Genomic DNA, 12,488 nt, shown 5'->3' on the forward strand with positions numbered 1-12,488 from the left:
TGCGGCTTCAGGCGCCGGCCCGCTCCGCGTCGTGCTGTTCGTCCGACACGATCCTGCCGTCCACCAGGGTGATGGTGCGGTCGCAGGTCTCCGACAGCCGCGGGTCGTGGGTGACCACAAGCACCGCGCAGCCGAAGTCGGCGTTGAAGCGGCGCAGCAGGTCGAACACCTCGGCCGCGGTCCTGGTGTCGAGATTGCCGGTGGGCTCGTCGGCCAGCAGCAGGGCGGGGCGCGTGATCAGGGCGCGCGCGATCGCCACCCGCTGCTGCTGGCCGCCGGAGAGCTGGTCGGGACGGCGGTCGGCGAACTTCGCCAGCCCCACGTCGGACAGCAGGCCCCGCGCCCGTTCGAGGATTTCCGGAGTCGGGCGACCATTCGCCACCATCCACGGCATCAGCACGTTCTCCAGCGCGGTGAACGCGCCGATCAGGTGGTGGAACTGGAACACGAACCCGATGTGGCGCCCGCGCAGCGCGGTGCGCGCCTCGTCGTCCATGTGTGCGGTCGCCTCGCCCTGCAGGTACAGCTCGCCGGCGGTGGGCGTGTCGAGCAGTCCGATCAGGTTGAGCAGCGTGCTCTTGCCCGAGCCCGACGGGCCGACGAGGGCGGCGAAGTCGGCGCTGTCCAGGCGCAGGTCGATGCCGTGCAGCACCTCGACCTCGGTCGGCTGGCCGACGTTGTAGGACTTGCGCAGGCCTTCGAGCCGCAGCACCTCGCGCCGGTCAGCCACGGATCGCCTCCACCGGGTCCAGGCGCGAGGCGCGCCAGGCCGGCGCCAGCGCCGCGCCCATGCCGGCGATGGTCGCGATCGCCATCGCCGCCGGGATCAGCGCCGGTGGCAGCGGGATCACGAACAGGCCCGGCCCGAAGCGGTTGAACACCCAGACCAGGCCGAGGCCGGCCAGTGCGCCGATCGCCGAACCGATCAGGCCGAGCACCGCGCCCTGGACCAGGAACACCCGCAGCAGCTGGCGGCGGCGGGTGCCCATCGCACGCAGGATGCCGATCTCGCGCGTGCGCTGGGCCACGCTCACCGCCAGCACACTGGCGATGCCCAGCGCCACCGACATCGCGACGAAGAAGCTGATCATGCGCGTGGACAGGCTCTGCGAGCTGAGCGCGTTCATCAGCTGGGCGTTGCTCTCCATCCAGCTTTCGGCCTGCAGGCCGGTGAGCCCGCGCACGCGCGCGGCCAGCTGGTCGGCCTCGAAGAGCTTCTCGACGGTCAGGTCGATCACGGTCACGCCGCCGGGCAGCGCCAGCAGCGACTGCGCCTGCTTGAGGTCGGTGTAGACGTATCGCGAATCGAGGTCGCGCACGCCCAGTTCGAAGATGCCGGCGATGGTCACGATCGCGTCGCGGCCGTCGCCCGCTTCCAGCCGCAGCTTGCCGCCCAGGCGCAGGCCCAGGTCGTCGGCAAGGATCCGCCCGACCAGCACGTTGCCCGAGCCGACCCGCAGCTGGCCTTCCACCATGTGCGCGTCCAGCGGGATCACGCGCAGGTAGCGCGGCGGATCGATGCCGACCAGCGCCACCGATTCCACCGCGTCGCCACGGCGGCCGAAGGCCGGGCCCGAGACCAGCGGCGAGACCGCGGTGATGCCGGGCAGGCGGTCGAGGACGTCGCGCACCTCGAGCCAGTTGTCGATCGGGCGCAGCGACTGCGGCCGCGGATCCTCCAGCACCAGCTGCAGCACGCCGTCGCCGGCGCGGGCGAGGCGGTTGACCTCGCGCGGCGCCTCCACGCGGATGTGGGCCTGGGTGCCGAGCGTGCGGTCGATGACGTTGGCCTGCAGGCCCGAGATCAGCGCGGTCACGAACACGATCACGGCCACGCCCACCGAGATGCCGACCAGGATCAGCAGGCTCTGGGTCCGGCCCTGGCGCAGGAAGCGCAGGGCGATGCTGGCCTCGATCCACATCGCTCAGTCCAGCGACATCGGCAGCTCGCCATGGGTCGCGGCGCGGTCGTGGTGGCCTGCCTCGGGCAGCGGCTGGACGCGGACGCGGGCGCGGTCGCCTTCCCCGGGCAGCGCGCCGGCGCCCAGGGCGGCCGCTGCGACGACCTGGTCGCCGGGTTCGAGGCCGTCGAGCACCTCGCTCATCGCCAGCCCGCGCAGGCCCAGCCGCACCGGCACCCGTTCCACGCGTCCGCCACGGATCCGCAGCACGGCGGCCCGGTCGCTGCCCGGGTCGGCATCGAGCAGGGCGTCGTTGGGCACCGCCAGCCCGTCGTCGCGCCGGCCGGTCTCGACCGTGGCGGTGACGGTCATGTCCTGGCGCACGAAGTCGGCTTGCGGGTCGATCCGCAGGCGCACGTCGACGGTGCCGCGCGCCGGGTCGACGGCCGGGGCGAGGTGGAACACGGTGGCCGTGAACGGCCGCATCGGGAATGCGTCGGCGATGCAGGTGGCGGCCTGGCCGACCTCGAGCCGCTCGAGGTTCTTCTCGTCCACCGACAGCAGCACCTCGCCGGGGGCGTCGCGGGCGATCTCCAGCAGCACCTGGCCGGGCGTGACCGTGTCGCCCGGCTCGACGTTGCGTACCAGCACGGTGCCGGGCACGGTGGCGCGGATCTGCGCCCGCGCCAGATCGGCCTCGGCCTGCTCCAGTTGCTGGATGGCCTGAAGTTCGCGGGCCCCGCCGTCGAGCGCCTGCAGCGCCAGGCGTGCCTGCTCGGCCGCCGCGCGCGCGGCGACGACGGCCTGCGCCGCGACTTCCACGCTCTCGCGCGAGACAAGCTGGCGCTCGCCAAGTTCGCGCCGGCGGGCCAGTTCGCGTTCGGCCTGGTCGAGTTCGGCCTGCGCCTGGCGCAGACGGGCACGGGCATCCGGTCGCTCGTTGCTGCGCAGGGCCTCGAGCGCGGCACTGGCCTCGTCGCGGCGCGCCTCCAGGTCGCGCGCGCGCAGCACCACCAGCACGTCGCCGGGTTTGACGCGGTCGCCGTCCATCACCCGGCGCTCGAGCACCAGGCCGGAGATCTCGGCGCCGACCAGCACCCGCGAGGGCGTCGCGACGCGTCCGGTGGCGACCACGTTCTGCACGAGTGGTCCGCGCGCCACCTCGTAGCCGGGCAATTGCGGTCCCCGCAGCCAGGCCACGGCCCACGCCGCGACCGCCACCAGTCCCACCGCAGCCGCGGCCGCCCACCACCTGCGGCGCGCCTTGCCCTCGGCCATCGTCGACCCCCGCCTCGAAAGTGCGAAGTGTCGCCGGAATGCCGTGACGGCGCCATTCGCGGCAGGGCGGACGCAAGCTCCCGTCGCGCGGCGGCATCGACGCGCGGGCCACGGCGGAACGGGCAGACTGGCCGTCCGGACCAGACCAGGGAGCCGCCATGCACCAGTTCCATCCCTCCGCCGACGACGTCATCGCCGTGACCGTCGAAGGGCAGATCACCTCCGCCGACCTGCAGGCGCTGATGGACCGGATCGAGCAGGTCCTGTCCCGGCATCCGGCCATGCACATGTTCATCGAAACCCGCTCGCTGGGCACCCTGGAACTGGCCGGGTTCGGGGGCCACCTGGCACGGGCGATCCCGCTGCTGAAGGAGTTGCGGCGATTCGGGCGCATCGCGGTGGTGGCCGACCAGGCATGGGTGCGCGCCGGCACGCGGCTCGAGAGCGCGCTGCTGCCGTTCGTCAGCTACCGCGTCTACCGCCCGGAGCAAAGGGACGAAGCATTGGCGTGGGTCACGCAGGGCTGATCCACACCGGCGAACCCCGGCAGTCGCGCGGCGAGGCCCGGGCCGGCGCCAGGGTTGCGCCGGCCGGCCGCGTCGGCACTCAGAGCATCGCCAGTTCCATGTTCGTGAGGTTGCCGCGGTACTCGTTGCGCAGCCGCACCTTGCGCGCAAGGTCGTCGATGATGTGGCCGGAGAAATCGACCCCGGTCAGCTCCTCGGCCATGTTGATGCCGCCGGGCGTGTCGACGTTCACTTCCATCAGCTTGTCGCCGACGATGTCCAGCCCGGCCAGGTACATGCCGTCGCGGACCAGCTTGGGCGCGACCAGTTCGGCCAGGCGCAGGGCGTCGGCGTCCGGTTCGGCCAGCTCCACCTTGCCGCCGGCGCTGATGTTGCTGCGCGCGTCGCCGGAGTCGTTGTAGCGGCGGAAGCAGGCGTAACGCCCGTCCACCTGCAGCGGGCGCCCGTTGAGGGTGAGCAGGCGCAGGTCGCCGTCGACCGCCTTGGGCAGGTACTCCTGGGCGATCGCGTAGCCGTCGCGGATCACCGCGTCGATCATCTGGTTGACGTTGGCCCCGCCGTCGCCGTTGACCACGAACACGCCCTGGCCGCCGGAGCCCTGCAGCGGCTTGATCACGCCGCGGCCGCCCTGGTCGGCGATGAAGGCCTTGATCTGTTCGGCATCGCGGCTGATGCAGGTCACCGGCCGCACTTCCTCCGGGAAATGCTGGAAGTAGGTCTTGTTCGACGCATCGGTGAGGTGGATCGGGTCGTTGAGCACGATCACCCCGCGCGCGACCACCAGCTGGGCGAACAGCAGGGAGCTGTTCGGCGCCCAGGGCCGGTCGACCGCCTCGTCGGCCGGGTCGCTGCGCAGCATCAGCACGTCCAGCTCCTCGACGTTGATGCGCTCCACGCGCGCATCGTCGCCATGCAGGTCGCCGAGCAGGGCCGCGTCGTCGTCGTAGGCGTCGCGGCGCGGCAGGTGGGCCCTGGCATGGACCACGCCCGAGGGGTCGTAGATGAAGTCCTCCAGCCCGATCAGCGCCACCGAATGGCCGCGGTTGATGGCGGTGCGGGCGAGGCGGATGGTGGTGTAGTTGTCCTTCTCGGTCGCCACGTCGTTGACGACGAAGCCGAGGCGCAGGGGGCGGTCGATCATGGGCTCAGGCCCAGGGGCAGCGGGGTGGGATGGGCGTGGTGGAGTTCGGACACGTCGAGGCGGCGGCACTGCGCGAGCGCGTCGCGGAAGCCCGGTGCGGTGGCGTAGCGCGGCAACAGCCGTGGCGGCACCGCCCAGCCTTCCTCGACCAGGCGGTCGAGGGCGCGGCGGTGGCGCAGCGCGAACTTGCCGGCGAACAGGGGCTCGAACGCACCGCCTTGGCCGAGGTCCTCGAGCAGCTCGCACAGGCCGCGCAGGTACACCGCGTCCTTGGTCAGGCCGCCGCCGCGCAGGGCGCGCACGGCCACGTCGAAGGCCTCGTCGGTGGCGAAGCCGTGCTGCTCGTGCAGGCAGGCGAAGATCGCCGGGATGCCCTGGCGACGGACCGCCATGTCGGCGGCGATGACGCGGGCGGCGAGTATCCGCAGCCGTTCGCCCGGGAGGTAGCCGGCCAGGAACTCGGCCAGCACCCCGAGCCCCTCCTGCAGCGGGTCGTACCCGGCCAGGCCGGGCCCCAGCTGCCGCAGCGGCTGGCCCGAACCGTTGTAGTGGGTCACGACGTGGGTGCCGACCTCGTGCTGCAGCAGCGGCTGCAGGCGTGCCGAGGGCAGCCGCAGGCCGGCGTCGAGGTACAGCCGTCCGTTCGAGACCATCATCAGCGAGCCGATGTCGGCGTCGACCACCACGTCGAGCGAGAAGTCCGGGGCCTGCCCGCGGTACCACGCCACCTCGTCCTCGACTGCGGCGACGACCGCGTCCACGCCGAGGTCGGCCTCGAGCGGCTCGCCCGGCACGACCTGCTCGAGCAGGCGCCGCGCCAGCGCCAGCAGTTCCGGCTCCACGGTCCCGAACAGGGCGACGCTGGCGTCGATGAAGGCCGCGGTTCCGCGCAGCCGCACCAGGTCCAGGACATGGACGAGGTCGCGCTGCTTCTCGCCGAGCAGGCCGGCCAGCAGCGGCGATTCGATACGGTCCACCGGCAGCGCCAGCAGCCGGCGGCGCATCGCGTCCAGGTCCAGCACGGGCTCGGCGTAGCGCAGCGGCGACACGCGCGCGTGGCCGCTGGCTTCGAACTCCCGCCACAGCGCGTCGGTGCCGAGCGGGTTGAGCGCGAGCAGCCAGTCGAGCCCGGCGTCGATGCCCAGCAGCGCGGCGTCGACCTGGGCCGCCACGGGCGGCAGTTCGCGGCCTTCGCGATGTCGCGGGGGCGCAGCGGCGTTCACGGCCGCCTCCGGAACTCCGGGCGGATCTGCGCGACCGCCGCGTGCAGGCCCCGCTGCAGGTCGCGCAGGGCGGCGATGTCCACCTGGCCGGTCCACTCGTCCATGAAGATCTTCTTGTACTCGGGCGAGATGGTGCACACGCGCTCGCCCCAGCGGTCGTACACCCACTCCGGGAAATGGCCGCCGGTCGGCCAGCGCACGTTGGCGCGCACGTCGGGGGCGCGGCCGAGCACCGGCGTGCGCCGCAGCGCGGCGGCGAAGCGGTCGGCGACCTCGCGCCAGGCGCCGGGGGCAACCGTGCTCAGGCCGAGCTCGATGTCGGGATTCCCCTCCTGCGGTGCAGGGGCGGCGTCGGCACCGTCGCGGCGGTGGTTGTAGCTGTGCAGGTCGATCAGCAGCACCGTCTCCCAGCGCTCCAGGAGTCGCTCGATGAGCTCCTCGACCATGGCGTAGAAGCGGTCCCAGCGTGCGAGCGAGCGCGCCACTTCCGTCCCGGGGGGCGCTCCGCGCCAGGCCTCCAGGCCCCAACAGTCGTCGGGCCGGCGGTACACGGCCTTGTCGCGCGGGCGGTTGAGGTCGACCTCGAAGCGCGAGACCGGCACCGTGATGCGGACGTCGCCCACGTCGGTGAGCACGCCGGTGAACGGATCCTCCTCGCGCAGGCGCGCGTCGTCGGCAAGCGCGACCAGCGGCTGCAGGGAAGGGCGGATCGCGTGGCCGTCGTGGATCGCGGTCGCGATGACCGGCCCGTCGCGCAACATGATGTCCCAGTCGCGCTCGCGCGCGGACGCGGCCAGGGACGGCCGGGTCTCGAACCAGTCTCCGGAATGGAGGGTGGGAGGAGGGGGAGAAGTACCTTCGGGCGCCATCATGCCGACGGATGCTGGCAGCGCCGCAATGATCGGCCCGTGAGACCATGCCGGGCGCCGGGGGCATCGGTTCAGGTGCGTCGAGGCCGCGTCGCGGACGGGGCCGACGCGCCTGATGGATGCCCGTACAATCGCGGACTTTCCCGACCGGCCTGCCCATGGCACCCAACGCGACCATCTACCGGGTCGAGCTCCAGGTCACCGACATGGACCGGCACTACTACGCCGGACACGTGTTCTCGCTCGCGCAGCATCCGTCCGAGACGCCGGGGCGGTTGATGCTGCGCCTGGCCGCGTTCGCGCTGTACGCCGACGAACGCCTGGAGTTCGGGCGCGGCCTGAGCACGGCCGACGACGCCGACCTGTGGCAGCGCGACTACACCGGCCAGATCGAACGCTGGATCGACCTGGGCCAGCCCGACGACACCCGCGTCCGCCGCGCCTGCGCCCGCGCCGGCGAGGTGGTGGTGGTCAACTACGGCGGGCAGGCGGCCGAGGCGTGGTGGGACCGGCACGCCGGCGCGTTCTCGCGACTGGCCAACCTCACCGTGCTCGATGTCGCACCGGCCGACGTCGAAGCGCTCACCGCGCTGCTCGAACGCAGCATGCGCCTGACCGCGATGATCCAGGACGGCGAGCTGCAATTGATGAGCGAGCGGCTGAACGTGGCCGTCACGCCCCGGGTTCGCAAGCGGGGCCGCTGAACTCCTTTCGTACGACGCGTACACGCGGTTGTCGCGCCGCATTTACGGGCGCTTGCCGAAAGTGCCGGTTCCTCCACGAAGGAGCACGGCGATGACGGATGCACGCGAACACCTGCTGGACTGGCTGCGCGATGCGCATGCCATGGAACAGCAGGCCGAACAGATGCTCAAGGCGCAGGCGGCGCGCATCGAGCACTATCCCGAACTGAAGGCGCGGATCGAGCAGCACATCGAGGAGACGCTCGGCCAGCAGGCGCTGCTGGAGGGCTGCATCACGCGGCTGGGAAGTTCGCCGTCCAGGCTCAAGGACGCCATGGGCAAGGTCGCGGCCATGGGACAGGCGATCGGCGGCATGGTGGCCTCCGACGAGATCGTCAAGGGATCGATGGCTGGTTACGTCTTCGAGCACATGGAGATCGCGTCCTACCGCACCCTGATCGCGGCCGCGGAGGCGCTCGGCGACCAGGAGACGCGGGCGGCCTGCGAGCGGATCCTGGTCGAGGAGGAAGCGATGGCGCGCTGGCTGCAGGACCACCTGCCGGACGTCACCCGTCAGTTCCTGGAGCGCGCCGATACCCCCGGGGCCACGGCGAAGAAGTAGTCGTCGCGACCTGATCGCGCATCGCGAATGAGGCGTCCGGACGCCTGCCGGGTCGGACGTCGCGGTGCGGCCCCGATTGCGGTACTGCGCGGATTGTTGGCGGCGACGGCGGTTGCTACGCTCGCACCGACGCCGCAAGGGGCTGCACATGCACAGACGGGACTTCCTCAAGGCCACCGCGCTGTTGGCCGGGGCGCCGGCGGCGGGCCTGGCCGCTACCACGGCCGCGCCAGGCACCGCGCGCCTCCTGCCGCGGTCCCTGTCGCCGGGCGACACGGTCGCCCTGGTGAGTCCGTCGGCGGCCGTCGCCGAACCGCTGGACCTGCAGCTGGCCCGCGAGGTGATGGAGGCACTGGGCCTGCGCGTGGTCACCGGCGCGCACTACGCCGACCGCCGCGGACACCTGGCGGGCGACGACGCGGCGCGCGCCGGCGACCTCAATGCCGCGTTCGCCGATCCGGCGGTAGCGGCCATCGTCTGCACCCGTGGTGGCTCCGGCGCGGCGCGCCTGCTGCCGCTGCTCGACTACGACGCGATCCGCGCCAACCCGAAGGCGCTGCTCGGCTATTCCGACATCACTGCGCTGCACTGCGCGATCCAGGCCCGGACCGGGCTGGTGACGTTCCACGGCCCGATCGGCACCGGCAGCTGGAACCGGTTCAACGCCGACCAGTTCCGGCGCGTGTTCTTCGAGCGCGAGCTGATGCACTACGCCAACCGCCGCGACCCGGACGACGACGAACTGGTGCCGCGCCGCAACCGCACCATCACCCTGCGCGGCGGCAAGGCGCGCGGCCGCCTGCTCGGCGGCAACCTGACGGTGCTCAGCGCGCTGGCCGGCTCGCCCTACCTGCCGGACTTCGACGGCGCGATCCTCTTCCTCGAGGACGTCTCGGAGGCGCCGTACCGGATGGACCGGATGCTGACCACGCTCAAGCTGGCCGGCATCCTCGACCGCATCGCCGGCTTCGTGTTCGGCGAATGCACCGACTGCGAGCCGGGCAACGGCTACGGGTCGCTGACCCTGGCCCAGGTCCTGGACGACCACATCCTGCCGCTGGGCATTCCCGCCTATCGCGGCGCGATGATCGGCCACGTCCGCGAGCAGTTCATCCTCCCGGTCGGCGCCGACGTCGAACTGGACGCCGACGCGGGCAGCTTCCGCATGCTCGCGCCGGTGTTCGCCGGCCGCTAGCGGCGATCGCGGTCGCGGGCCGCACGCGCGCCGCCGGCGGGTCCCGTCCATGCGTGGTGCAGGCGCCGGCGTCGCCGATGGCCGGGCAATCCCGGAGAGCGACCGGACGGCAGCGTGTGGTAATGTCCGGGCCATGCGCACCCGGTTTCCGGGCACGGCGGGGGCGAGGCCACGACACGGTCGGCGCCGGGCGCGCGCCGCTGCCGCCGCCGGGGCGGTTTCGCGGACTCCTTGGGGAAGACGATGTCCAAACTGCTTGAACTCATGCGCAAGCTGGGCAGCGATGCGGGCCTGGCCGCCGAGTACGAAAAGAACCCGGAAGCGGTCCTGCTGCGCGCGGGCCTGAACGAGGAAGAGCGGAGGGCGATGCTCGAGAAGGACTACGAGGCGATCAAGCGCCTCACCGGCCTGGCCGACGGCAGGTTCGCCACCAACCACCTGATCCGCACTTACGAAGACTAGCCACGAGGGGTCGTTGTGGGCCATTGGATGGGCCGGCGCTGGTCAGTCCTGCTGCTGCTGGCGCTGCTGGCCGCGCCGGCGACGGGCAACGAGGCCCTGGAACCGGAGCTGCGCGAGATCGAGCGGCTCAACTTCGCCGAGCACTGGCGCGAATCCGACGAACGCATCCAGGCGCTGGCGGACCGGCTCGACGAGCTCACCCCGACGCAGCGCCAGCGGCTGGAGTACGTGCGCCTGCGCAACCTGGGCATCGCCGGCCGCCTCGAGGAGGCGGTCGAAGGCTTCGCCGAGCTGCTCCGCGAGGAGATGCCGCCCAGCCTCAAGGTGAAGGCGTTCGCCACCGGGTCCAGCGTCGCCGCCAACCTCGAGGACTGGACCACCGCGTTCACCTGGCTGGGCGAGGCCCTGGCCTACGTGACCGAGGCCCCCGACGACGCGGCGCGGGTGCTGGGGATGGCCAGCTACCTGCATTCGCTGGTGGGCGAGACCGGCAAGGCGCGGGAACTGGCCTTGCGCGGGCTGGCGATGGTGGAGGGCGGCGACGACCGTCGCGCCGTCTGCCATGCCCTGTCCGACCTCGCGCTGGCCGAGGAGCTGGCCGAGAACCACGCCGAGTCCGGCCGAATCCGGCGGCGGCAGATGGAAGCCTGCGACGCGGCCGGCGACCGGATCTACGCCGCCAATGCCCGCTACGGCGTGGGCAAGATGCTCGCCGCGCAGGGCAAGACGGACGAAGCGCTGTCGTGGGCGATGCAGTCGCTGGCGGAATTCGAGGCCGCCGGCTTCGAGGCGGGCGCGTGGAGCGCGCGCCTGGTGCTGGCCGAGTGCCTGATCGCCAGCGGCCGCGAATTCGACCACGCGCACGACCTGCTGGCGGGGGCACTGCGCTACTACCGTGCGCGCAACTCGCAGATGGCGGTGGCCGAGTCCGAGCGCAAGCTGGCCGAACTCGCCGAGCGGCGCGGCGATCCGGTGCAGGCGGTGCGCCACCTGAAGGCGGCGGCGGCCGCGTCGGAGGCCGCCGAGCGCGCCGCGCGCGAGCGCCAGCTGGCCTACCTCCAGGTCGAGTTCGACACCCGCGTCAAGGAGCAGCAGATCGCGCTGCTGGAGGCCGAAAAGGAGCTCGCCGCGCTGCAGGTCACCGCGACCCGCCGCTGGCAGTGGCTGCTCGCGGCCGGGCTGGTCGCTCTGCTGGCCACGGCGCTGCTGCTGGTGCTGCTGTTGCGGCGGTCCTTCCAGGAGCGCCGCCGCTACCGCCTCGAATCGCAGCACGACAGCCTGACCGGCCTGCTGAACTACCAGCAGGTGCGCCAGCGCGGGCAGGAAGCCTTCGAGCGGGCGCGCCGGCTGGGGCGGCCTTTCTCGGCCATCGTGCTCGACATCGACTGGTTCAAGGAGGTCAACGACCGCTACGGCCACGCCGCGGGCGACGAGGCGCTGCGCGCCCTGGGAGGCTGGATCGCCGATGTGGTCGACGGACGCGGCATCGCCGGGCGCAGCGGCGGCGACGAGTTCACGATCCTGCTCGAGGCGACCGAGGAGGAGGCGGGCGAACTGCTCGACCGGCTGCGTGCGCGGATCGACGCGGTCAACGTGTTCGGCCAGACCGTGCGCTTCAGCATCAGCGCCGGCGTGTGCCAGGACAGCGAGGCCACGGGCACGCTCGAACACCTGGTGCACGAGGCCGACCAGTCGCTGTACCGGGCCAAGTACGCCGGCCGCGACCGCACCGTGCGCGCCAGCGAGCCGCCGTCGGGCAGGGACGGCGGCGGCGGCCTCGTCGTCGTGGGCAGCGGGATCGAGTTCGGCCGCCACATCAGCGAGCGCTGCCTGTCCGAGATCCGCGAGGCCCAGGTGGTGTTCTGCCTCACCGACCCGTTCTCGCTGGCGATGGTCCAGGGCCTGCGTCCGGACGCGGTGAACCTCGGTGCCTACTACGCCGAGGGCAAGGACCGCCGCGTCACCTACCGCGAGATCGACGAGGCGATCATGGCGCCGGTGCGCGCCGGCAAGCGCGTGTGCGCGGTGTTCTACGGCCACCCGGGCGTGTTCGCCGACGTGCCGCACGCGGTGATCCGCAAGGCCCGCGCCGAGGGCATCCGCGCGCGCATGGAGCCGGGCATCTCGGCCGAGGCCTGCCTGTACGCCGACCTGGGCATCGACCCGGGCCGGCGCGGCGTGCATTCGATGGAAGCCACCCACTTCCTGTACTACGGCCGCGTGCCCGACACCGCCGGGCTGGTGCTGCTGTGGCAGGTGGCGCTGGCCGGGGACCTGACCTGCAGCCGCTTCCACGCCGACCGCGAGGGCCTGCAGGCGCTGGTGGACCGGCTGCTGCAGTGGTATCCGCCCGGGCACGAGGTGATCCTGTACGAAGCGGCGCGGCTGCCGATCGAGGCCCCGCGGATCGAACGCGTGGCGCTGCGCGATCTGCCGGACGCGCACTACGAGGAGTACACCACGCTGGTGATTCCCCCGCTGGGCGATCTGCAGCCGCTGGAAGACGCGGACCTGGCCGGCGGGCGCGTGGTCGCCGGTTGATCGACGCCAGGGCGGATCGCCTTCCGCGCGCGGCGATGCTACCTTT

At 72.3% G+C, this 12,488-nt stretch carries 12 protein-coding genes; 6 read left to right on the plus strand and 6 right to left on the minus strand.

Going from position 1 to position 12,488, the window contains the following annotated elements:
• Positions 1 to 7: 7 nt before the first annotated feature.
• The 3 genes from LUTJ29_RS0114090 to LUTJ29_RS17660 are packed head-to-tail and all read right to left on the minus strand — an operon-like array spanning position 8 to position 3,179.
• Positions 8 to 730, minus strand: a complete 723-nt coding sequence (locus LUTJ29_RS0114090; RefSeq protein ID WP_027073069.1) for an ABC transporter ATP-binding protein — start codon at positions 728 to 730, stop codon at positions 8 to 10.
• Positions 723 to 1,922: an ABC transporter permease gene (locus LUTJ29_RS0114095; protein ID WP_027073070.1), complete on the minus strand. Its 1,200-nt coding sequence runs from the start codon at positions 1,920 to 1,922 to the stop codon at positions 723 to 725. The genes LUTJ29_RS0114090 and LUTJ29_RS0114095 overlap by 8 nt, the downstream gene beginning before the upstream one ends.
• A 3-nt stretch (positions 1,923 to 1,925) precedes the next feature.
• A complete protein-coding gene (locus LUTJ29_RS17660) occupies positions 1,926 to 3,179 on the minus strand; it encodes an efflux RND transporter periplasmic adaptor subunit (protein WP_051323047.1) in 1,254 nt (417 codons plus the stop codon).
• 158 nt (positions 3,180 to 3,337) lie between these two features.
• On the opposite strand from LUTJ29_RS17660, the gene LUTJ29_RS0114105 reads away from it, so the two are divergent.
• Positions 3,338 to 3,706 carry an STAS/SEC14 domain-containing protein gene (locus LUTJ29_RS0114105; protein ID WP_027073071.1) on the plus strand — a complete coding sequence of 123 codons (369 nt, stop codon included), beginning with the start codon at positions 3,338 to 3,340 and terminating at the stop codon, positions 3,704 to 3,706.
• 79 nt (positions 3,707 to 3,785) lie between these two features.
• Here the strand turns inward: LUTJ29_RS0114105 and LUTJ29_RS0114110 are convergent, their stop codons facing one another.
• From LUTJ29_RS0114110 to LUTJ29_RS0114120, 3 genes are read right to left on the minus strand one after another with little or no spacing between them, the layout of a single operon-like run.
• Positions 3,786 to 4,847 carry a hypothetical protein gene (locus tag LUTJ29_RS0114110; protein WP_198012695.1) on the minus strand — a complete coding sequence of 354 codons (1,062 nt, stop codon included), beginning with the start codon at positions 4,845 to 4,847 and terminating at the stop codon, positions 3,786 to 3,788.
• A complete protein-coding gene (locus LUTJ29_RS17665; RefSeq protein WP_051323048.1) occupies positions 4,844 to 6,070 on the minus strand; it encodes a tyrosine/phenylalanine carboxypeptidase domain-containing protein in 1,227 nt (408 codons plus the stop codon). The genes LUTJ29_RS0114110 and LUTJ29_RS17665 overlap by 4 nt, the downstream gene beginning before the upstream one ends.
• Entirely contained in the window at positions 6,067 to 6,942 is an 876-nt protein-coding gene (locus LUTJ29_RS0114120; protein ID WP_084524899.1) for an N-formylglutamate amidohydrolase, read from the minus strand. Before LUTJ29_RS0114120 ends, LUTJ29_RS17665 begins: the two co-directional genes overlap by 4 nt.
• A gap of 155 nt (positions 6,943 to 7,097) precedes the next feature.
• Between LUTJ29_RS0114120 and LUTJ29_RS0114125 the strand changes: the two genes are divergently transcribed.
• The 5 genes from LUTJ29_RS0114125 to LUTJ29_RS18485 all read left to right on the plus strand — a co-directional run bounded on the left by LUTJ29_RS0114125 (position 7,098) and on the right by LUTJ29_RS18485 (position 12,442).
• On the plus strand, positions 7,098 to 7,643 hold the full coding sequence (locus LUTJ29_RS0114125; protein ID WP_027073074.1) for a YaeQ family protein: 546 nt from the start codon (positions 7,098 to 7,100) through the stop codon (positions 7,641 to 7,643).
• Positions 7,644 to 7,734: 91 nt separating this feature from the next.
• Positions 7,735 to 8,244, plus strand: a complete 510-nt coding sequence (locus tag LUTJ29_RS0114130; protein WP_027073075.1) for a ferritin-like domain-containing protein — start codon at positions 7,735 to 7,737, stop codon at positions 8,242 to 8,244.
• A 148-nt stretch (positions 8,245 to 8,392) separates the two neighbouring features.
• A complete protein-coding gene (locus tag LUTJ29_RS0114135; protein ID WP_027073076.1) occupies positions 8,393 to 9,439 on the plus strand; it encodes an LD-carboxypeptidase in 1,047 nt (348 codons plus the stop codon).
• Positions 9,440 to 9,682: 243 nt separating this feature from the next.
• Positions 9,683 to 9,901: a hypothetical protein gene (locus LUTJ29_RS0114140; protein WP_027073077.1), complete on the plus strand. Its 219-nt coding sequence runs from the start codon at positions 9,683 to 9,685 to the stop codon at positions 9,899 to 9,901.
• Positions 9,902 to 9,916: 15 nt separating this feature from the next.
• The gene (locus LUTJ29_RS18485; protein ID WP_198012696.1) at positions 9,917 to 12,442 is read left to right on the plus strand and encodes a diguanylate cyclase; all 2,526 of its coding nucleotides are present in this window, start codon (positions 9,917 to 9,919) and stop codon (positions 12,440 to 12,442) included.
• Positions 12,443 to 12,488: the final 46 nt, after the last annotated feature.

The organism is Luteimonas sp. J29 (genome assembly GCF_000472505.1).
Lineage (GTDB): Bacteria > Pseudomonadota > Gammaproteobacteria > Xanthomonadales > Xanthomonadaceae > Luteimonas.

Excerpts from the sequence above, each read along its gene's own strand:
- LUTJ29_RS0114120 (WP_084524899.1), bottom strand. The coding sequence starts at position 6,942 with ATGATGGCGCCCGAAGGTACTTCTCCCCCTCCTCCCACCCTCCATTCC.
- LUTJ29_RS0114135 (WP_027073076.1), top strand. The coding sequence starts at position 8,393 with ATGCACAGACGGGACTTCCTCAAGGCCACCGCGCTGTTGGCCGGGGCG.
- LUTJ29_RS0114105 (WP_027073071.1), top strand. The coding sequence starts at position 3,338 with ATGCACCAGTTCCATCCCTCCGCCGACGACGTCATCGCCGTGACCGTC.
- LUTJ29_RS0114110 (WP_198012695.1), bottom strand. The coding sequence starts at position 4,847 with ATGATCGACCGCCCCCTGCGCCTCGGCTTCGTCGTCAACGACGTGGCG.
- LUTJ29_RS0114125 (WP_027073074.1), top strand. The coding sequence starts at position 7,098 with ATGGCACCCAACGCGACCATCTACCGGGTCGAGCTCCAGGTCACCGAC.
- LUTJ29_RS0114095 (WP_027073070.1), bottom strand. The coding sequence starts at position 1,922 with ATGTGGATCGAGGCCAGCATCGCCCTGCGCTTCCTGCGCCAGGGCCGG.
- LUTJ29_RS0114140 (WP_027073077.1), top strand. The coding sequence starts at position 9,683 with ATGTCCAAACTGCTTGAACTCATGCGCAAGCTGGGCAGCGATGCGGGC.
- LUTJ29_RS0114130 (WP_027073075.1), top strand. The coding sequence starts at position 7,735 with ATGACGGATGCACGCGAACACCTGCTGGACTGGCTGCGCGATGCGCAT.
- LUTJ29_RS17660 (WP_051323047.1), bottom strand. The coding sequence starts at position 3,179 with ATGGCCGAGGGCAAGGCGCGCCGCAGGTGGTGGGCGGCCGCGGCTGCG.